Source organism: Azoarcus sp. Soil_N_20 (genome assembly GCF_057656155.1).
Genome location: NZ_JBDGKX010000004.1, coordinates 254,428 through 273,863, shown reverse-complemented (window position 1 = coordinate 273,863; position 19,436 = coordinate 254,428). Strand labels below are relative to the sequence as shown.

At 67.1% G+C, this 19,436-nt stretch carries 16 protein-coding genes; all 16 read right to left on the bottom strand.

Annotated elements, in window-relative coordinates; genetic code table 11:
* Nucleotides 1-54: 54 nt before the first annotated feature.
* On the bottom strand, nt 55-1,065 hold the full coding sequence (cheB, locus tag AC3A35_RS10710; protein ID WP_487436059.1) for a chemotaxis-specific protein-glutamate methyltransferase CheB: 1,011 nt from the start codon (nt 1,063-1,065) through the stop codon (nt 55-57).
* On the bottom strand, nt 1,062-3,290 hold the full coding sequence (locus AC3A35_RS10705) for a response regulator (RefSeq protein ID WP_487436058.1): 2,229 nt from the start codon (nt 3,288-3,290) through the stop codon (nt 1,062-1,064). The genes cheB and AC3A35_RS10705 overlap by 4 nt, the downstream gene beginning before the upstream one ends.
* Nucleotides 3,287-3,976, bottom strand: a complete 690-nt coding sequence (locus AC3A35_RS10700; protein ID WP_487436057.1) for a chemotaxis protein CheW — start codon at nt 3,974-3,976, stop codon at nt 3,287-3,289. Before AC3A35_RS10700 ends, AC3A35_RS10705 begins: the two co-directional genes overlap by 4 nt.
* A complete protein-coding gene (locus tag AC3A35_RS10695) occupies nt 3,969-5,252 on the bottom strand; it encodes a CheR family methyltransferase (protein ID WP_487436056.1) in 1,284 nt (427 codons plus the stop codon). Before AC3A35_RS10695 ends, AC3A35_RS10700 begins: the two co-directional genes overlap by 8 nt.
* Nucleotides 5,242-5,784 (bottom strand): chemotaxis protein CheW, encoded by a 543-nt coding sequence (locus AC3A35_RS10690; RefSeq protein ID WP_487436055.1) that lies wholly within the window; start codon nt 5,782-5,784, stop codon nt 5,242-5,244. Before AC3A35_RS10690 ends, AC3A35_RS10695 begins: the two co-directional genes overlap by 11 nt.
* Nucleotides 5,785-5,799: 15 nt before the next feature.
* Nucleotides 5,800-7,416 (bottom strand): methyl-accepting chemotaxis protein, encoded by a 1,617-nt coding sequence (locus AC3A35_RS10685; RefSeq protein WP_487436054.1) that lies wholly within the window; start codon nt 7,414-7,416, stop codon nt 5,800-5,802.
* A 352-nt stretch (nt 7,417-7,768) separates the two neighbouring features.
* Nucleotides 7,769-8,716 carry an NmrA family NAD(P)-binding protein gene (locus AC3A35_RS10680; RefSeq protein ID WP_487436053.1) on the bottom strand — a complete coding sequence of 316 codons (948 nt, stop codon included), beginning with the start codon at nt 8,714-8,716 and terminating at the stop codon, nt 7,769-7,771.
* A gap of 205 nt (nt 8,717-8,921) precedes the next feature.
* Nucleotides 8,922-9,905, bottom strand: coding sequence for an acrylyl-CoA reductase (NADPH) (gene acuI, locus AC3A35_RS10675; RefSeq protein WP_487436052.1), 984 nt, complete (start codon nt 9,903-9,905; stop codon nt 8,922-8,924).
* Between the two features lie 61 nt (nt 9,906-9,966).
* Entirely contained in the window at nt 9,967-10,074 is a 108-nt protein-coding gene (locus AC3A35_RS10670) for an SDR family oxidoreductase (protein ID WP_487436051.1), read from the bottom strand.
* The gene (locus AC3A35_RS10665; protein WP_487436050.1) at nt 10,071-10,526 is read right to left on the bottom strand and encodes a hypothetical protein; all 456 of its coding nucleotides are present in this window, start codon (nt 10,524-10,526) and stop codon (nt 10,071-10,073) included. The genes AC3A35_RS10670 and AC3A35_RS10665 overlap by 4 nt, the downstream gene beginning before the upstream one ends.
* Nucleotides 10,527-10,554: 28 nt before the next feature.
* On the bottom strand, nt 10,555-11,343 hold the full coding sequence (locus AC3A35_RS10660; RefSeq protein WP_487436049.1) for an SDR family oxidoreductase: 789 nt from the start codon (nt 11,341-11,343) through the stop codon (nt 10,555-10,557).
* 78 nt (nt 11,344-11,421) lie between these two features.
* Nucleotides 11,422-13,233 carry a DUF1302 family protein gene (locus tag AC3A35_RS10655; RefSeq protein WP_487436048.1) on the bottom strand — a complete coding sequence of 604 codons (1,812 nt, stop codon included), beginning with the start codon at nt 13,231-13,233 and terminating at the stop codon, nt 11,422-11,424.
* Between the two features lie 28 nt (nt 13,234-13,261).
* The gene (locus AC3A35_RS10650; protein WP_487436047.1) at nt 13,262-14,218 is read right to left on the bottom strand and encodes a WD40/YVTN/BNR-like repeat-containing protein; all 957 of its coding nucleotides are present in this window, start codon (nt 14,216-14,218) and stop codon (nt 13,262-13,264) included.
* Nucleotides 14,219-14,259: 41 nt separating this feature from the next.
* Entirely contained in the window at nt 14,260-15,633 is a 1,374-nt protein-coding gene (locus AC3A35_RS10645; protein WP_487436046.1) for a DUF1329 domain-containing protein, read from the bottom strand.
* A gap of 40 nt (nt 15,634-15,673) precedes the next feature.
* A complete protein-coding gene (locus AC3A35_RS10640; protein ID WP_487436045.1) occupies nt 15,674-18,103 on the bottom strand; it encodes an efflux RND transporter permease subunit in 2,430 nt (809 codons plus the stop codon).
* A gap of 65 nt (nt 18,104-18,168) precedes the next feature.
* A complete protein-coding gene (locus AC3A35_RS10635; RefSeq protein WP_487436043.1) occupies nt 18,169-19,410 on the bottom strand; it encodes a thiolase family protein in 1,242 nt (413 codons plus the stop codon).
* Between the last annotated feature and the right edge of the window lie 26 nt (nt 19,411-19,436).

The window sequence follows — 19,436 nt, the reverse complement described above, 5'->3', positions numbered from 1 at the left end:
TCGATTATTCACAGTATGCTCCCTGGTTGCTGTCGCATCGACGCCCTCTTTCAATCACGCAAGAACTGCCAGCAGCCGCGGCGCGATCTCCCGCAATGGGTGAATCTCGACCGCGGCATCGAGCGCCGCCGCCGCCTTGGGCATGCCGTAGACTGCGCTGCTTTGCCGGTCCTGCGCGATGGTCAGAAAGCCCCGCTCGCGCATCTGTTTGAGCCCCTTGGCGCCGTCACGGCCCATGCCGGTCAGCAGCACGCCCACTGCCTGACCGTTCCAGTTCCGGGCCACGCTCTCAAAGAACACGTCGATGGATGGACGATACACAGCATATTCGCCGGGCTCGGCCGTGTATGCCAGGTGGCCATTTTCAAGCAGGCGGAGGTGCTGGTCGGTTCCCGCCAGCAGGACGGTCCCCGACTGCGGGGGTTCGCCATCGCGGGCCAGGCGTACCGGAAGTCGGGACTCCCGGGCGAGCCAATCGGCCATGCCGGCGGCAAACACCTGATCGACGTGCTGGACCAGCACGATCGCCGCCGGAAACCCAGCCGGCATGCCTCGCAGCAGCTCGGCCAGGGCTCCCGGCCCACCGGCCGAGGCGCCAATCGCGACCAGCCACTGCGACGCTGCCGTGGCGGGCCGTGCCGGTGTATCCGGAGTTGGCGGCTTGTCGCGGTGCCCAATCAGCCAGCCGATATTCTGAATCTTGCGCAGCAGCGGCGCGGCAGCCTCGGCGGCGCTGCCCGAACCCAGGGCCGGTGTATTGACCACATCCAGCGCACCATGGCCCATGGCCTCGAACACGCGGCGCATGTTCCGCTCGCGGTCGACGGTCACCAGCAGTATCGCGCAAGGCGTCTGCGCCATGATCCGCCGCGTCGCCTCGACACCGTCCATTACCGGCATGACCAGGTCCATCAGCACCAGGTCCGGTCTCTGTGCCGCGCAACAGCGGACCGCCTCGGCGCCATCGCACGCGACCCAGACGATCTCATGGTTCGGCACGAAGGCGAGCGCCCGGCGCAGCGCCTCGACCGCCAGCGGCATGTCGTTGACGATGCCGATCTTCATGACGATCTCCCGATCAGCATCGCCACCGCGTCCACCAGCTCTTCGTCATGGAAACTCGTTTTGGCCAGGTAGTAATCGGCACCGGCCTCCAGCCCGCGGCGGCGATCCTCCTCGCGGTCCTTGTAGGACACCACCATCACCGGCAGGGACTGCATCCGGTGGTCGCGGCGCAACAGAGTCACCAGTTCGATACCGTCCAAGCGCGGCATGTCGATATCGGTGATCAGCAGGTCGAAACGCTCGGCACGCAGCGCGTTCCAGCCATCCAGGCCATCGACCGCGACCGCCACCTCGTAGCCGCGACTGAGCAACAGCTTGCGCTGCAGTTCGCGCACGGTAAGCGAATCGTCTACCACCAGCACGCGTTTGCGCACTGCCTCGGGCTCCTTCCCGCTGCGGTCGATGCGATCGACGCGACCGCTGCCGAGCACCCTCTCGAGCGAGCGCTGCAGGTCCTCGATCTCCAGGATCAGCACCGGCGCACCGTCGTCGAGCACCGCACCGGCGGCGACATTCTGCACATGCCCCAGACGCGGGTCGAGCGGTAGTACCGCCAGGGTGCGCTCGCCGATGATGCGCTCGACGGCAATTCCGTAAACCGTCTCCCCCACACCGATCAGCACCACCGGGATGGCAGCCGCCGGCGTCCGCCCCGCAGGGCACTGAAGCAGCTGGCTGGCAGCCACCAGGCCGACCGCTCGTCCCTCGTGGGTAAAATGCTGGCGCCCTTCCAGCTGCACGATGGCGGCCGGTTCCAGCGTGCACATCCGCTCGATGTGGGCCAGCGGGAAGGCGTAGGCCTCGCCACCGATTTCGACCACCAGGCTGCGTACCACCGACAGCGTCAGCGGAACGTCGAGCAGGAAGCGCATGCCGCGCCCGCACACCTGCTGCAGCTGAATGCCCCCGCGCAGCTGACGCAGCATATGCTGGACCGCGTCGAGCCCGACTCCGCGCCCGGACAGCTCGGTGAGCTGCGCGCTCATGCTGAAGCCGGGCAGGAACAGGAAGCTCAGCAACTCCGCCTCGCTCATCTGCGCGGCGGTCGCCGCGCTGGCCAGCTGGCGCTGGACGATCACCGCGCGCAACTGTGACAGGTCCACTCCGGCGCCATCGTCGGCGATCTCCAGCAGCAGGGATCCGGCCTGGTGGCGCGCCGTGATGGTGATCACGCCTTCAGCCGGCTTGCCCGCCGCCAGGCGCGCAGCGGGCGCCTCGATGCCATGATCGAGCGCATTGCGCAGCAGATGGATGAGGGGCGCTTCGAGCCGTTCCAGTACATCACGATCCACCTGCGTTCTGTCCCCCACGATCTGCAAGCGCACCTGCTTGTCCAGCGCGCGAGCGAGGTCACGGACCATGCGCGACTGCCCCACCAGCACATCGGCTAGCGGCCGCATTCGGCACGCCAGGGCAGTGTCGTAGAGCTGTTGGGCACGTTTCGCTGCTTGCCAGGCGAATTCGTCCAGTTCGCCGGCCTGCTGCTCGATCAACTGTCGGCACTCGTCCAGCAGGCGCCGGGCGTCGGCCAGAGGGAGTTGCACCGGCGGCTCGAGGGCGGCGTCGGACAAGGCTTCCTGGAGCCCCTCGAACGTCCGTCCGAGGTGCATCTGCACACGCTTGCAGCGCTGCAGGGCGGTCAATTGAGGCTGCAGGCGCTGTGCCTCGACCAGTGCCTTGCTGGACAGATCGATCAGCTGGTCCAGGCGCTCGGCAGTGACGCGCAGGACCCGCTCGTCCGCCTCCAATGAGCGGCCCGCCGTACTCGGCCGCCCAGCCTCAGCGGGCTCCTCCTCGGGCAAGGGCGGCGCCGGCGACGCGGCGCCGAACACGGGCGCCGCACCCGCCAGTCCCTCCAGCCGCGCGACCAAGGCATCGACCTCGGCCGGAGCAACCGCGCCCTCCGCGGTCGCAACCCGCAGCAACAGGTCGCTGCCGAGCAACAGCGCGTCGATGTGCTCGGGACTCAAGTGCAGCCGCCCCTCCTGGGCGCCGACCAGGCAGTCCTCCATCACATGGGCCACCCGCACGCCGGCCTCGACCCCGACAATCCGCGCCGCGCCCTTGAGCGAGTGGGCGGCGCGCATGCACGCCTCCAATTGATCGGCCTGGGTCGGATTGCGTTCGAGCAGCAGCAGCCCGGCGCCGAGCACCTGGGTCTGCGACTCCGCCTCCACGCGGAACAGCTCCAGCAGCGGGGCGTCGCGCATCTCCTCGGGCGTCATGCGAGGCTCCGGATCATGGTCTGCAGCAGCTGCTCCGGGTCCAAGAGGCGCAGGCTGCGCCCGCACCACTGCAGCACGCCGCTGCTGCACCTGGCGGCGTCCAGGGGATTGTCCCGTTCGGCCGCGGCAAGCTGCCCGAGATCGAACGCATGGATGCCATCCACCTCATCCACCGGTGCCAGAAAGCTGCCGCCCGCCGCCGCAAGGACCAGCATGCGTGGCGAGCGCCGACCCGCCACCACGGGCGGCTCGCCGCCAGCCTCCAGACCGAGCAGCTCGACCAGCGACAGGCAGGCGAGCAGCGCACCGCGCACATTGGCCACACCGAGCACTGCACGCGTGCGCGGGTGCGGCAAGCGGTGGATCGGCGCAGGGGGTGCAACCTCCACCAGGATGTGGGTCGGCAGGGCCAGCCACTCGTCTCCCAGACGGAACACCATCAACGAGCGCGTCGCCCCTCCCGTCACAGCGGGTTGCGCGCATGCCGCGTCCGGTTCGTCCTGCTGCAGCGCGTAGCGGTCGAGCAGGCGGATCGCCGCCGCCGCATGAACCGGACAGTTGCGGCAATGAACATGTTCGATCAATCTCGGGCACGACTTGTCGCCGCGCACCCCGATCCGGTTCCAGCAGTCGTCGAGCGGTTGCGCATCATCTGCCGGCGAGGCCATCGGAATCGACTCAGCCATTTCCGTCCGCTCCTCGAGCGGCGCGCGCCTGCAGCCGACGGGCCGCCGCCAGATCGCCCTGCGCGGCCAGCAAAGCGGCCAGATGGCTCAGGGCATCGGTGTGCTGCGGCTGCAAGTACAGCGCCTTGCGGTAGAAGCCCTGGGCCTCGCCCGGTTTGCCGCTGGCATCGCTCAGCAGACCCAGCCAATAGAAGGCCTCGGCATCCTGTTCGTGCACGGCGAGCAAGCGTTCGCAGCATTGCCGCGCCTCGACGAGGCGCCCCTGATTGGCCAGGTTGGCGATGGTCTGCAGTTGTGCCGCGGCGCTATCGCCAGGCTGCGTCGTCGGAGAGTGGGCCGCGGTCGGCCGGTGGCCGTGTTTCACGCCCGGCCTGGTACGGCTTTCGGCACTGCGCACACGCGTCGCGGGCGGCTGACGCGGCGCGTTGCGCGGCGCCGATACCTGCAGACGCGGCGCCTGCCGGTCTGGCGGCGCGGACGCAGCGGGGTAGCGAAAGGCGAACGACTGCGGGATGCCGAGCGTCCGCAGGCCCAGCCGAGCCGCCAGACTGGCCTCCGCCGGCCCGACAAAGATCACGCCGTCCGGGCAAGTCAGGCGCTTGAGCCCGCCGAGTACGCTTTCCTGGGTGGTCTGATCGAAATAGATCAGCAGGTTGCGACACAGGACCAGGTCATAGGGCGCCTCGTCGGCGAGCAGGGCCGGGTCGAGCAGGTTGCCACATTGGAAACGCACCTGTCCGCGGACCGCCGCGTCGACCACGTATCCGTCCTCGACCACGGAGAAATGGCGGTCGCGAAAATCCAGCTGCGCTCCGCGAAAAGCGTTCCGGCCATACACTGCGCGCTGTGCGCGTTCGATCAGGCGCAGGCCGACATCCAGCGCATCGACCCGGAACAGCGACGCGGCAAGGCCGGCATCCAGCAAGGCCATGGCGACCGAATAGGGCTCCTCGCCGGTTGCACAGGCCAGGCTGAGGATGCGCAGCGGACGGCACTTGGCCAGGCCTCCCACACGCTGGACGGCCAGTTGGGTGAGGAGGGCGAAGGACTCCGGATAGCGGAAGAACCAGGTTTCCGGCACCAACACCGCCTCGATCAGCGCCTGCCGCTCGTCGCTCGAGTGTTGCAGCAGTTCCCAGTAGGCGTTGGCATCGGCAGCGTTCGCGCTGGCGATGCGCTGGCGCACGGCACGGTCGACCACCGAGATGCCGACCGAGCCGACCTCCAGGCCGATACGCGCCTTGAGGAAATCGACGAAGCGCGGGTCAAAGTTCATGCCGGCCGCCCTTCGCCCGACTCCCGTCCGGCGCGACCGGGAACAGCAGCGCTCGGGCCTCGGCAGGCAACAGATCCTGCACCCGCACCCACTGCATCAGGCCTTGCGGCCCTTGGTAGACCGGGCCGAGATAAGGTGCGCCGGGGTTGTCCAGACCATAGTCGCGGAACTCGATCGGGGCGCAGCGCAGGGTTTCGCTGGCCTGTTCGACGATCAGCCCGAGCAGATGGTCCGGCCCCTCAGCGTCGCGGCGGTAGTGAACCAGCACGATGCGCGTGCTCGTGCGTGTCACCGCGGGCCGGCCGGCGATCAGTGCGCCCAGATCGAGCACCGGTACCGGACTCCCGCGATGACTGAAAATCCCGGCCACCCAGGACGGGGCCTGGGCGATCGGCCGTAGGCGCCGCAGCGGCAGCACCTCGGCCACCTCACCGGCGTCCAGACCATAGCGCGCGCCCCCGCTGCTGAACAGCAGAAACAGCCTGTTCGCCTCGGATGTGGCGCCAATGCGTCGGCTCTGTGCTGCAAGCAATGCGCAGCCCCCCGTTCAGGCCTGGAAGCGGGAAACTCCGCCACGCAGACCGTTGGCCACCTGGCTCAGTTCGTCGATGGCACTGCTGGTCTGGCGCAGCGACTCCACCGTCTGCCCGGTGGCCTCGGCCAATTGCACCAGCGCCTGGTTGATCTGCTCGGCGCCGCTGGCCTGCGCCTGCATGCCCTCGTTGACCATCGACAGTCGCGGTGCCAAGGCTTGCGTCTGCTGGATGATCTGGGTCAGTTGCTCACCGACCTGCTGCACCTCGGTCATACCGCGGCGCACCTCTTCGGAAAACCTGTCCATGCCCATGACCCCGGCCGACACCGCAGACTGGATCTCGCGCACCATCTGCTCGATGTCGTAGGTCGCCACCGCGGTCTGGTCGGCCAGTCGGCGCACTTCGGAGGCCACCACCGCGAAGCCGCGGCCGTATTCCCCGGCCTTCTCGGCCTCGATGGCGGCATTCAGCGAGAGCAGATTGGTCTGATCGGCCACCTTCACAATGGTGGTGACCACCTGGGTGATATTGCTGGCCTTCTCGTTGAGAATCGCCAGCTTGGCGTTGATCTGCTCGGCGGCACCGATCACCTTGTGCATGGAGTCTTCCATGCGGGTGAGTCCCAGTTGCCCTGCGTCCGCCAGGACCGCGGCCTGCTCCGCGGCGGAAGACACCTCGTCCATGGTTCGCAGCAGATCGCGCGAGGTGGCGACGATCTCCCGCGAGGTGGCTCCGATCTCGGTGGTGGTGGCCGCGGTCTCGGTGGCGGTGGCCTGCTGCTGTCTGGATGTGGCGGCGATTTCGGTGACCGACGTGGTGACCGCGATCGACGAACGCTGCGACTGCGACACCAGCTCAAGCAACGCCGCGGCCATCGCGTTGAACCCGGTCTCGATCACGGCGAACTCGTCCCGACGTTGCAGTGCCAGACGCGCCTTGAGATTGCCGCCGCGCATCGACTCGAGCGCCTCGACGATGCTTTGCACTGGACCCAGGATCGTTCGCAGCACAAGGTATCCGCATACGCTCGCGGCGATCACCGCCAGCAACACGGCCACGATCAGATCGATTTCAGCCTCGCCCACCGCAGCGGCGATCTCGGTGGAGCCCTCGGTCACCGCCTGGTTGTTCAGCTCCACGATCTTGTGCAACAAGGCATCACTGTGCACCCAGCTCGGATACAGCTTCTCCTGCAGCAGCAAAGTCGCCTGTTGCGGTTGTTCCTGCTGGTAGAGTTCCAGCACTTCGCTCTGCAGCCGCTTGTACTCCCGGCGATGCTCCTGGAACGCAGCGAAGGCGGCCCGGTCGCGCTCGGTGAAAATGGTTTTTTCGTATTGCCCCATCAGCTCGCCGATCTGCTCATCCTGCGTGCGCAGTTGCACGAATTCTTCCGGGCTGACGATCCGATCCTGGTCAAGCACCAGTCGCTGGACCACCACGAAGTCCTGCAATGCGGTGCTGCGAAGCAGCCCGCTGTAATACAGGCCCGGTAGCGAGTCGGTCTGCATTTCCCGTTCGCCCTGCTCGATTTCGCGCAGATCCTCGTAGGTCATCCCTACCATTGCGACCATGATGCCTATGATCAGTGCGAAGCTGGCAAAGAGGCGCCGGCGAAGAGTCCAGTTCATCAAGCTCTTCCTCCCGAGGCTGACCATTTCGGAAGGCATGGTCAGTTAAGGCAGTAGCGGTTGGCTGCGTCGGTCGGCCCATGTGAGGATCCGGGTCACTCTCGCTGTCATAGTCTAGCATGCACGCCGAATTGTGCCGGCAGGCGTGCAGGCACTGTGCATAGCCCATGCGCCAACCAAGGCTTTGTCAGCCGGGAACGATTGCTCGGCACGCCGCCCATCGGTATTGGCCTGACGATCCGCCTCTCTGCGTTGCGGTCCGTGCGCCGTCCACAAGCACAACGTCCTTCAAGTTCATGCATCTTTCTCCTGATTGAATCCGCCCCACGCCGGCGTGCGGCGTCGGGTCGTCTCAGCCCAGCGCCGCCAGCAACTCGGCAATGCGGGGCTCGATGTATTCCGGGAACAGCCGCTCCAGCGGCGTGCCCTTGAATTCGGGCAGGTGCATGGCATTCCAGTTGGCCCACAGCGGCATGCCCTCCGGGCACTCGGTGGCGGCAATGCCGATGCCCATGATGGCTTTCATCGGACCCTCGGGAGCGGCTGCATAGACTTCCTTCCACTGTGCGCTGGCGAGGTAGTCACGTGCGACCTTGCGACCGAGCAGGCGCTCGCGCACGTCGAGCAGGTCGTTCCACGAACAGTAGGCGGTGGCGGCGACCGGGCACACCGCATTGCGCGACGCCGGATGCGCCAGTACATGCGGAATGATGCGACCGACATCGCACCCGGTAGACCACGAGAACTTCTCCGTACCGTCGCCCATGACGCTGACCGGTTCGGCCATGAAATACTCGATCCACAAACCCGCCGGAATGATGGTGAAGTCCAGCCCGGCCAGTTCGATCACGCGCCGAATGAAGACCTTCTGGCGCGCGGCGGTCTTGTGCGCGTTGTCGGTCGGCCAGAACTGCTCCCAGTCGTAGATGAAGCCGAACTCGGACGGCACGAAGCGCTCGACCCCCGCCTCCTTCGCTGCCCAGATCAGCGGATACTGTGATTCGGTGGCGAACAGGGGAACGCACGACACGAGGTAATCGGTGCCTTCCAGGGCGGGAATCAGGGATGCATGATCGGTGACGTCGGCATCGCGGATGACGACACCGCGGCGCCGCCAGTCGTCCCATCGCGTCCTCTTGCTGACTTCGGCATTGAGCAGGCCGGAGGACGATTTCTCCTGCTGCCCGGCGGCACGCACCAGCACCTGTACGTCGAATACGTCCTGGCGCAGCAGTTCCTCCACGCACGCCGATCCTGCGACGCCCGTTGCGGCAAATACGGTGACGGTCCTTCTACTCATCGGAAACCTCCCTCGTGCTTCATGATTGCGCTGAATTCGTCGATGACGACGCCGATCGGCGTCGGACCGGGTCGGGCGCACTGCACGGGTCTCGCCAAAAGACTCCCCATCACGAACCCTCGCCGTGAAGGGGAAAACAACGACCAGCATCCGGATGAGGAGAGGATGACGCCGGTCGAGCAGGGAGAACCGTCAGTGCCGTGCGTTAGCGATTCACATCGACCACAAGCCGGCCGCGGACCCGACCATCGAGGATCTGCGGTGCGAGCGCGATGACCTCGCTCAGTCCTACCTCCTGCGTGATCGCCTCCAGCTTGGCCGCAGGCAGGTCGCGCGCCAGACGCGACCATGCCTCGCGCCGCCGGGCAGCCGGCGCATAAACGCTATCCACCCCGTAAAGCGCCAGGTTGCGCAGCACGAAGGGCAATACCGTGGCCGGGAAGTCCAGCCCCTGGGCGAGGCCGGTCGCCGCGATTGCGCCGCCGTAGCGGACCGAGGCGCAGACGTTGACCAGGGTGTGGCTGCCGGCGGTGTCGATCGCGCCCGCCCAGCGCTCCGCCTGCATCGGCTCGGCCGGCGTGGCAAGCGTGGATCGGTCGATGACTTCGGCGGCCCCCAGCGCCTTGAGGTAGTCCGACTCCGCCAGCCGGCCGGTCGAGGCCACTACGCGGTAGCCCAGGCGGGAGAGGATGGCGATCGACACGCTGCCGACGCCCCCACTGGCGCCGGTGACCAGGATATCGCCATCGGTCGGCTGGATGCCGTGGCGCTCGAGCGCGAGCACGCACAGCATCGCCGCATAGCCGGCAGTGCCGATCGCCATCGCCTGGCGCGAGCTGAACGCCGACGGCAGCGGCACCAGCCACTCACCTTTCACCCGGGCGCGCTGGGCGAGTCCGCCCCAGTGGCGCTCACCCAGTCCGTAGCCGTTGACCAGCACCTTGTCGCCCGGCCGCCAATCCGGGTGATCGCTGTGCTCGACCGTTCCGGCGAGATCGATGCCGGGCACCATCGGAAACTGGCTGATCAGCGGGATCCGCCCCGTCATCAGCAGGCCGTCCTTGTAATTGACCGTGGAGTACTCGACGCGGACGGTAACGTCGCCTTCGGGCAGACATGCCTCGTCCAGCTCGGCCAGCGTGGCGGCGTAGCCGTCCTTGTCCCGATCCACCATGATTGCGTTGAACATGCCTCGAACTCCTTCAAAAAGAAAATGACACCCGGCAGCGCACGCGACGCATGCAGGGCACTCAGGCCAGATGGCCGCCATCGACGACCAGTTCTGAGCCGGTAACGAAAGAAGCATCGTCCGAGACGAGAAACAGGATCGGACGCGCGATCTCTTCCGGCCGGCTCATGCCCGGCCTCCGGCCGATGCGCGCCGCTCCGGATGGCGCACCAGAAAACGCAGGAACAGCATCGCCCACACCAGGTCACCGGTCGCCAGCGCAGCAAAGGGCAGGCTCGTGGTGCCGGAAAGGAAATGCTGGTACGCGACCGCGACCACCAGCAGCTTGCCGCAGATGCCCATCTCCACCATCACCCGGTTGCGCGCCGGATTCATGCCGATCAGCCAGTAGCCGACACCGAAGGTCAGCACCAGCACAGCGAAGAGATCGGTATAGAGAATGTCGGTCGGCACCGGGGTGAAACCGAACAGCCGCGACAGCTCGACCGGGGCGAACCACAGGGGAATCGCCACGCTCCAGTTGAACACCGCCGCCACGCGAAACATCAGGCGCCAGCCCGCAAGCGCATCCGGCGCCGCAGCGACTCCCTCAACTCCCAGCTTTCCTGCTTCCTGCATCATGTCTTCCTCCGCTGAAATTTCCGCGCCCTCATCCGGCGGTGAGTCCGCCGTCGAGTACCAACTCCGTGCCATTGATCCAGCGCCCGCTGTCGGCGGCGAGATAGCGCACCGCGGCGGCCACGTCGGCGGCGCGCCCGTAGCCCATCGGATGCATCTGCTGCATGATCGCCTCGGCCCCGTCGAGGTCCTGAGCGAGGCCCAGGCTCACCAGCGACTGCACCACCGCCTCGCCCATGTCGGTCTTGACGATCGCGGGATGGATCGAATTCACCCGCACCCCATAGCCCAGTCGTGCGCTTTCCAGGGCCGCCGACTTGGTCAGCAGGCGCACCGCCCCCTTGGCCGCGCAGTAGGCGCCGAGACCGATCACTCCGACCAGCCCGGCCACCGAGGAGAGGTTGATCACCGCGCCACCCCGTCCCGCGATGCCGTTCGGCCGCATCGCGCGCAAGGCCCACTTGGTGCCGAGGAAGCAGCCGTCCGCATTCACCGCCATCACCCGCCGGAAATCGGCCAGCTCGCAATCGACGAGCAGCGCAGCGGTCTCGATGCCGGCGTTGTTCACCACCACGTCGAGCCCGCCCAGCTCGGTCGCCGTGCCTTCCACCACGCGCGCCCAGTCCGCCTCGCACGTGGCGTCCTGCCTGTAGAACCGGCAACCCAGCGTTTCGGCAGTCGCCCGCCCGGCGGCTTCGTCGATGTCGGTCACGACCACCCGCGCGCCGGCCTCGGCGAGGTTCCCTGCGATCGCGGCGCCGAGCCCGCGCGCGCCACCGGTCACCAGCGCGACCTTGTTTTCCAGTCCACTTGAATTCACCCTCGATCCCCCACGAATGCCGCACACGCCACCCGAACGATGGCGCAGCGCCTGCCGCGGCATCGCCCCGCAAGCCGGTCAGAAATAGAAGGTGCCGCGCAGGAACACCTCATTGGCCGACTCGATCGCCGAGCCGAAGTCGTCGTTGCCGCCGTCGGTGCGGATCAGGTTTCCATACACGTCGAGCTGGAAGGACTTGTTCGGCTTCCACTTCACGCCAGGCTGGAAGAGCCAGCCACCGCGCAGGTCGGTCAGCAGGGTCAGGTCGGTGCGCCACTCCAGCGTCTTCGACGGTTGCTGCACAGCCAGCGCCAGGGCATTGAAGCTGTCGAGCCCCTTCGGCCGCTCGCCGGGCTTGTTGTTGAGCCCCGACAGGTGACGACCGAACAGGTCGCTCTCGGTCTTGTGCAGCCACTGCGCCACGATGTAGGTTGCCGGTATCTCGGCACTGAACTTGTGATATTTCTCCAGGATCAGGGCGAACTGAGTCTCGTCCTGTTCCAGATAGCGGCGCGACAGGGTCGGGTTGGTGAATTTCTTGTTCGGTGTATGGGTGAGCTCGAACCGGGCCACCAATTGGTCCAGCACCGAGTCCGGTTCCCCTTCGAAGATGTGATTGACGCTGAAGCCGAACACCGACTCGCGCGGATACTCGCGCGTCAGGTGGCCGCGCAGGTTGCCCAGGCCGACGACCGGATCGAAGAAAGTGTCGAGGACGCAGGAGGCTGCCGCGCCCGACAGGCTGATGGAACTGCCGCTGACTGTGCCGCCGCAGCCCGCCGCCACCGCGGCCGAACCCAGCCCGAGGGTGGCGGGGAACTCGTTGAGCGCGCTCTCCAGACCGCCAATGCCGTCCAGTCCGACCGAACTGGCATAGTGGAACCACTCGGCGGCGCTATGGACACCGCGCCCGCTACCCGCCTCGAAGGAGGTACCGGCGAGCCCCCCCGCCCTGGAGTCGGTCCACCGCACCACGCCGTCGGGATTGCGTCGATTGACCGCCATCAACTGCACGCCGAACTCGCCCAGTTTTCCGCGCACCCGCCCGCCGAAGGTCCAGTCGTCCTTCACCCTGTCGTAGCCCTCCTTCTCCTGCACGTTGAACTGCGACGGAATCGTGTTGTAGGGCGAGTTGTCGCCGGCCAGCACGGTCGGCTGGAAACGCTGGCCGAAACCTTCCACCTCCCAGTCGTTGTTGACCCGGAAACTCGCGCGCAACGCAAGGGACGGCACGCGCTTGTCGGAGTACTCCTCGGCCGCCACGTCGAGGATGGAATGGCGCCGCAGGTCCAGGCCGTTGGTCACGTCCAGCACGCGGAAGAAGATCGACTCGCCCCAGGCAATCTGCTGGTTGCCGAAGCGCAGCCACAACGGCCCCTTGTTGTAGTCGATGTAGGCCGCGGGCAGATCGAGCATCCAGTCCTTGCGCGCCACTTCGAACGGCGTCCCCCCGCGGCTGCCGCGGAACTCCTGCTCGAAGATGTTCTCGCCCCTGAACGCACTGTCGACCTGCCCCACCCCGTCGTAGAAACCGCGCAGTTTCACGTGCGCCGCGAGGTTCTCGTTCACCTTGCCGTCGAGTGCGAGTTCGAGCCGGGTCGCGAACATGTTGAAGGTGTTGGAGTCCTTCCAGCTCGCGGGCCGGGTCAGGGTGTCGGGGGCGACCCCGGGCGCCAGCAGCGGCCCCAGGCCGGTGTTGGGCACGCTCTTGCCATTGAAGACATTGCCCTGCTGGTTGAAGGGGTTGTCCTCGCCGCCGACGCGCACCGCAATCTCCTCGCGCACGAAGCCGGATACATCCCAGTCCGCGCCGTGGCCGGCGACCGGCACCACGAGCGCAAACGCCCAGAATGCTCCCCGCGAGACGCCAAACGATCTGCTTTTCATCATGTCTCCTTCCCTGTTTTGTCCTGTCTGCCTACTGCGTCAATTCGAGCAACGTCGCCGCCGTACCGGCCGCGATCAGCCGCTGCGGACCTCCCTCCGGCTGACCCGCCGCCACCGCCGGGTGCGATGCGCGGGTGACCGCGCGGGCGCGCATCGGCTTCCAGTTCGCGCCGTCGTCCTCGCTGCGCAGGATCGTGTTGATCCCCGACGCGACCACCCTCCCCTTGCCGTCGCTCCACACCCCGGTCAGCATCGCGCTGCCGCCGCTGCGCTGCTCGCGCCAGTCGCGACCGCCGTTCGCGGTCGCCAGCACGGTTCCCGCCTGGCCCACGGCATAGCCCTTGCCGTCGGCGTTCATGTGCAGCCCGAACAGCGCCTGCTCGCCCCGGCGGGCCAGACGCCACTCGCGCCCGTCCTCCGAGTGCAGCACCATCCCGAACTCCCCGACCACCGTGACCTGCCCCGCTTCGCTCACATGTACGTCGTAGAGGTGCGGCTCGGCCCCTTCCGCATCGAAGCGTGCCCAGTCGATCGGCACCGGCTGCCAGTTGTGTCCGCCATCGGCCGAATGCAGCACGGTGCCGAAGGCCCCGACGGCGACGGCCCGGCCCCGCGCGTTCAGGCTCACCGCCATCAGCCGGGCATCGGTGAGCGGCGCCACCGGCTGCCACCGTGCGCAGTCGTCGGCCACCAGGATCGCCCCCATTTGCCCCACCGCCAGGCAACGCCCGGCCCGGACCGCGACGCCGAGCAGCGCGGGGGTCGCAGGCGGCGACGCCTGCCCCTGCCACGTCGCCCCGCCGTCGGCGCTCGCGAGCAGGGTGCCGAAGCCGCCCGCCGCGACCCCGCGCGCACCGTCGAATGCCAGGTCGAACAGAAACTCGTGGGCCGAGCCGTGACGGATCACGCGCACGCCGTCCGCGGCAGGGGTGCCCGAGGCCACCGCGACGGCGCTCATCGCACCGAGCGACAGGACCGCCGTGGCCACCGACCGCAACGCCGTCGAGCGGGTTCTTGCGCGCGCCACGATCACGCCCCCAGGCGCTGGATGGCCTGCTCGGTCAGATACCGCTCGTACAAACTGTCCTGGTTGTAGCCCGAGGACATACCGCCGGCGACCGACTTGGCCTGGACGAAGCGGGTCATCCGATTGGACTGGATGTCGTGGCAGTGCACCGCGGTCCACGACCAGGCCGTGTGCTTGCCATCCATGAAGCGCGCATTGCCCTTCTCGTACAGCGCGTACTGGGGCTCGAAGCTCTTCCAGATGTCGCCGCGGCGGTCGTAGGTCACATAGCCGACGTACATCATGTTGCGCACGTCGATCCACACCCGCTTCTTCGACACCGGCGCACGCGAATAACCCACCGGTTCGGCCTCGACGATCAGCACTTCGGGGCACAGTTCCATGTCGGTATCGAAGAAGGTCTGCCCCTTCGGCCCGCCATGCACCGGCCGCTCCCAGTTCGGATGATCGCCGTGCCAGCCGCCCGACACCGCGCCGAGGAAGGGGCCGCGGCCGACGACCTTGTAGTTGCCCCAGGTCAGCATCGGGTCGCCCGCGGCCCAGGCGTCCGACAGGTAGAGCGCCATGCCCGCCACCAGCGGCTCGAAACGCTGGTTGGTCGGGAACTTGCGCACCCGTTTGAATGCCGGCAGGTAGCCGACGAGGTCGGGAAACTTGCGCTGGTCGTAGTACCAGGTGTTGAGGTAGGACGTGCCCTTGACGTCGGATGGTGCGGTAAAGAACACCGACTGCAGCCTCAGCTTGTCCTCCATCCCCGCAAGGTAGGGCCCGCCCGCCCCCACCCGGGCGGCCACGTTCTCCTCGACCCAGACGAAGTCGTACTGGTAGGAGACATCCCCGTCGGGCCCGATCTCCCAGTCGCGCACCGCATACACCGAGTTGTCGTGCCGTCCCCAGGACAGGGTCAGGTTGGCGAAGGCCTCCTGCGCGGTGGTGGCCTCGGGGAAGGGGTTGCCCCCAAGCCAGCGCTTGCCGTCCGCCGTGACCACGTTGCCGTCCGCATCCAGGCGCGCCTTGCCCTTGTTGCGCAGGGTGGCTTCGAGGTATTCGGCCGGGTACATGCGCGACACGTCGCGCGTCGAGGCGACGACCCGGATCCGCCGTCCCATCTCCCTGACCTGCTTGTTGGCCACCGGATCGAGCAACTCCTTGACCAACTCGACATTGTCCGCGGTGATCATGTCGCCGGTCTTGATCTTGCCCTTCGTGTAGCCCTCGATCGACAGCAGCTCGTCCGGATAGGCCTTGGTGATATCAGCGGCCTGCGCCACCAGCGGCCACATCGGCGTCAGCACCCCGGCGGTCAGGATGCCCTTGGCCGTCTTCTCGAGGAAATGGCGCCGGCTGAAATCGAAGTCGAATTTACGGATATGCATGTCTCACTCCTTTGTTGGACCGGGCGTCCGCCCGGCGTGATCACAGCGTGGCCGCCGACACCCTGACCCCGGGCATGCCCGGTTCCACGATCGACTCGGAAAGCACGGAGATATCGGTCTCGAGGCAGCGCGGCCGGAACAGGTAGACCAGCAGTGGGACGAGCAGCAGCGCCAACACCATGTTGATCAGCATCACCGCCACCAGCATCAGCCCCATGTCGGACAGGAACTTGAGTTCGGACAGGAAGTACCAGGGCGCGATGCCCAGGGTCATCAGGCTTGCGGTGAAGAAAATCGCCTTGCCGCAGGTAGTCAGCGCGGTGTTGATTGCGCGCGGCAGATCGCGGCCGGCGAACTGGTATTCCTCGCAGATGCGGGTCAGCAGGTAGATGCCGTAGTCGATCCCGACCCCGATCCCGATCGACAGGATGGGCAGCGAATTGACATCGAGCCCGAGCCCGCCCAAGGACATCGCCGCGGTCAGGAACACGTTGGCCAGATTCACCGGCACCAGCAGCAGCAAGCCGGCCCCGATGGAGCGGTAGGCCACCGCGCAACCGACCAGGATCACCAGGTTCAGCGCGCCGAGGATGTACCACTGGTACAGATCGACGGTGTCGTTGATCGACTGCTGCAGCGCGATCGAACCGGCCCCGAGGCGGATACGGAAATTGGCATGCTCCGGCCCGACCTCGTCGACGCACTGGCGCGCCTGCTTCAGGGCCGCATCCACGGTCTCCTGCCGGTTGTTCGGGTACCACAGCGAGACCGTGCCGTTCTTCTGCTCGAAGTCGGTCACATGCAGGTAGGCCTTGGCATTGGTGCCCACCATCAGGGCGCCGGCCGCCGCGGCGGCCGATGCGTCGTCATGGTCGAGCGGCGCCCACTTCGGGTTGCCGCCGTTGAACACGCGGTTGGCTTCGAGCGTGTAGTCGGCGAACGACAGCGTGGCGGTGGGCGCATTGGGCCCGCTCTCCAGGCAGTGCTGCAGCGCCTGCATCGTGGCCAGGGTGTCGGCCTGGCGGACGATGCGCCCCTGCGTGCCCTCGAAGATCACCTCCAGCGTCATCAGGCCGGGAAAGTTGCGGTTGATCTCGCGCACCGCGGTGTTGAACTGCGAGTCCTCACGCAGCAGGTTGCTGCCTTCCACCGGATTGCCGACCTGGATCCGGAACATCTCGACCAGCGCGAGCGCGCCGAGCACGACGAAAGCAGCGGCGGTATAGCGCGCGCGGCGGCCGGTGGCCAGCGCGCCCAGGGCCAGCAGCAGGCGCTGCATCCCGTGCTGCAGCATGCCGCCCTTGCCCGACTGGGCAAGCAGGTGGTCCAGATTACGCGGGCGCGGCAGCAGGCTCAGCATCACCGGGGTCAGGAACACTGCGGTCGGAATCAGGTTGAGCGCCCACAGCCCGGTGAACAATGCGAAGCGCTCGAGGGCGGGAATCGGCGCGATCGCGATCAGCAGCAACCCGACCACGTCGGTGAAGATGCCCAGGGTGCCCGGCCACATCAGCGATACCAGCGACTGCTCGGCGGCCCGGTGCTTGTCGCCCGACAGACTGAGCAACTCGTAGTAGCGCTCGGTCGCCTGCACGCAGTGGCTGAAGCAGCGTGCGACCAGCAGCAGGGGCACGACCATCAGCAATGGCTCCACCGGGTGGCCGATCCAGCCGACCAGGCCGAAACCCCAAACCGCCGAAACCGCACTCACGACCAGCGGGGGGACGATCCCGGCCATGTTGCGCATGTGCAGTGCCAGCAACACGAACATCAGCGCCAGAGTCACGCCGAAGATCTTGGCCGTGTCCGATCCGAAGTAATAGACCCAGCCGGTCAGCATCGGGAAGCCGGCCACGTAGATTCCGTGCTCCGCATCGCCCGCTTTTTCGGCGAGCGCGCTGACGTAGCCGAACAACTCGCCGTAGTCGACCAGATGCTCGATGAAGGTGGCGTTGATCACCGCTGCGCTGCCGTCGTCCGCGACCAGGAAGGTGCGCGCACCGGGCGACTCGTTTACCCGGCGGCGCACCTCCGCGAGCTCCGCCACCGTTTCCGGCGGCTGGTCGTCCATGATCGGGCTGGAGTAGATGCCGTCGGCCGTGACGACCGTGAACCGCGCCTTCTCGGTCGCGATCGACAGGATCTGGTCGTGGTCCACGCCGGGGGCGAGGTCGATCTCGCGCGACAAGTCCCAGATCTTGCGCAGGGTGTTGGCCTGGTAGATATCCTGGCCGTCCTTGCGCTTGACCATCAGGGTGACCGTCAGCGGGTTGCCGAAATTGGGGTGGTCCCGGTAGGCCTCGACGAAGGGATGATTCTTCGGGAACAGGTCCGAGAAGATCGTGCGCACCTCGATGCGCGACAGGCCGGCGGCAAAAAACGCCGTCAGCAATGCCAGTGCCAGCAGCACCATGAACCGGTGGCGCAGTGCAAACCCCGCCAGCCGATGGCGCAAAGCCCGTGTCTCCATTTCTGCCTCACTTCTCGTTGTTTACCGGCACTGCCCGCGATGCCGCGGGTCCGTCCTTTTCGGCCTCAACGTCCGAGGATGGTCACGCACGCAACCGCCTCTTCAACGCCGTACAGGCCGCCGCCGTTCTCGGCCAGGGCCAGGCGGGCGCCCTCGACCTGGCGCTGGCCGGCTTCGCCGCGCAATTGGGTGACCAGCTCGAAGATCTGGCCCAGGCCGGTGGCGCCGATCGGGTGCCCCTTCGATTCCAGTCCGCCCGAGGGATTGATCGGGATCCGTCCGCCGATCCGCGTCTCGCCGCGCTCGGCGCTGAAGCCGCCGCTGCCCGGTGCGCACAGGCCGAGCACTTCGGACTGGATGATTTCGCCGATCGCGGTCGCGTCATGGACCTCGGCCACCGAGATATCCTCCGGTCCGACGCCGGCCTGCTCGTAGGCACGCCGCGCCGCCAGCCGTACCAGGTGCCGGTCCAGGGACTCTGCCGGGCGGTCCGACCCACCCTGCAGCGCCCAGCCGAGCACGCGGATGGCCCGCGCGCGATTGCCCGCAAGCCGTGCCAGCCCCGCCTCGCTGCACACGATCGCGGCGGCCGCGCCGTCGCTCACCGGCGAGCACATTGGCAGGGTCAGCGGATAGGTGATCGGCGGCGCGGCGAGGATCTCCTCCACCGTGTAGGCCTGGCGGTACTGGGCGAGCGCGTTGTGCGCCGAGTGCTGGTGATTCTTGGCCGATACCGCGGCGAACTGGCGCTGGGTGCTGCCGTACTCGCGCATGTGCATGCGGCCGAACGCGGCGTAGATGTCCATGAACACGCTGTAGGGCTTGGCCGACACCGTACCCGGCGGCGGCTCGACCCCTAAGCCCATGCGCAGCAGGCGCTCGCGTCCGCCGGCCACCTCATGCACGTCCCAGGCACCGTCGAAGACGCCGAAAGTGCGCGCCTTGTCTGCCGAGAACATCTTCTCCGCGCCAACCGCGAGCACCACGTCGGCCCCGCCACCGCCGACCATGCCGGCCGCCAGCTGGAAGGCGGTGCTGGCGCTCGCGCAGGCGTTCTCCACATTGACCACCGGCAGGCCTTCGAAGCCCATGGACCTGAGCGCGATCTGGCCACGGACCATGTCCTGTCCTTCCATATGGCCCTGCGCCGCGTTGGCGAAAAAGGCCATCTGGATATCGCCCCGGGAGCACCCTGCGTCGGCCATGGCTTGCTCGACCGCGCTGCAGGTGAGTTGCTTGATGCTGGTATCGAGGTGCTTGCCGAAGGGCGTCATGCCGACGCCCACTACATAGACTCGCTGGTTCATTTCGCTCTCTCGGTGGAATTCAGGGT

Excerpts from the sequence above, each read along its gene's own strand:
- cheB (WP_487436059.1), bottom strand. The coding sequence starts at position 1,065 with ATGAAGATCGGCATCGTCAACGACATGCCGCTGGCGGTCGAGGCGCTG.
- AC3A35_RS10705 (WP_487436058.1), bottom strand. The coding sequence starts at position 3,290 with ATGACGCCCGAGGAGATGCGCGACGCCCCGCTGCTGGAGCTGTTCCGC.
- AC3A35_RS10700 (WP_487436057.1), bottom strand. The coding sequence starts at position 3,976 with ATGGCTGAGTCGATTCCGATGGCCTCGCCGGCAGATGATGCGCAACCG.
- AC3A35_RS10695 (WP_487436056.1), bottom strand. The coding sequence starts at position 5,252 with ATGAACTTTGACCCGCGCTTCGTCGATTTCCTCAAGGCGCGTATCGGC.
- AC3A35_RS10685 (WP_487436054.1), bottom strand. The coding sequence starts at position 7,416 with ATGAACTGGACTCTTCGCCGGCGCCTCTTTGCCAGCTTCGCACTGATC.
- AC3A35_RS10680 (WP_487436053.1), bottom strand. The coding sequence starts at position 8,716 with ATGAGTAGAAGGACCGTCACCGTATTTGCCGCAACGGGCGTCGCAGGA.
- acuI (WP_487436052.1), bottom strand. The coding sequence starts at position 9,905 with ATGTTCAACGCAATCATGGTGGATCGGGACAAGGACGGCTACGCCGCC.
- AC3A35_RS10670 (WP_487436051.1), bottom strand. The coding sequence starts at position 10,074 with ATGAGCCGGCCGGAAGAGATCGCGCGTCCGATCCTGTTTCTCGTCTCG.
- AC3A35_RS10665 (WP_487436050.1), bottom strand. The coding sequence starts at position 10,526 with ATGATGCAGGAAGCAGGAAAGCTGGGAGTTGAGGGAGTCGCTGCGGCG.
- AC3A35_RS10655 (WP_487436048.1), bottom strand. The coding sequence starts at position 13,233 with ATGATGAAAAGCAGATCGTTTGGCGTCTCGCGGGGAGCATTCTGGGCG.
- AC3A35_RS10645 (WP_487436046.1), bottom strand. The coding sequence starts at position 15,633 with ATGCATATCCGTAAATTCGACTTCGATTTCAGCCGGCGCCATTTCCTC.
- AC3A35_RS10640 (WP_487436045.1), bottom strand. The coding sequence starts at position 18,103 with ATGGAGACACGGGCTTTGCGCCATCGGCTGGCGGGGTTTGCACTGCGC.
- AC3A35_RS10635 (WP_487436043.1), bottom strand. The coding sequence starts at position 19,410 with ATGAACCAGCGAGTCTATGTAGTGGGCGTCGGCATGACGCCCTTCGGC.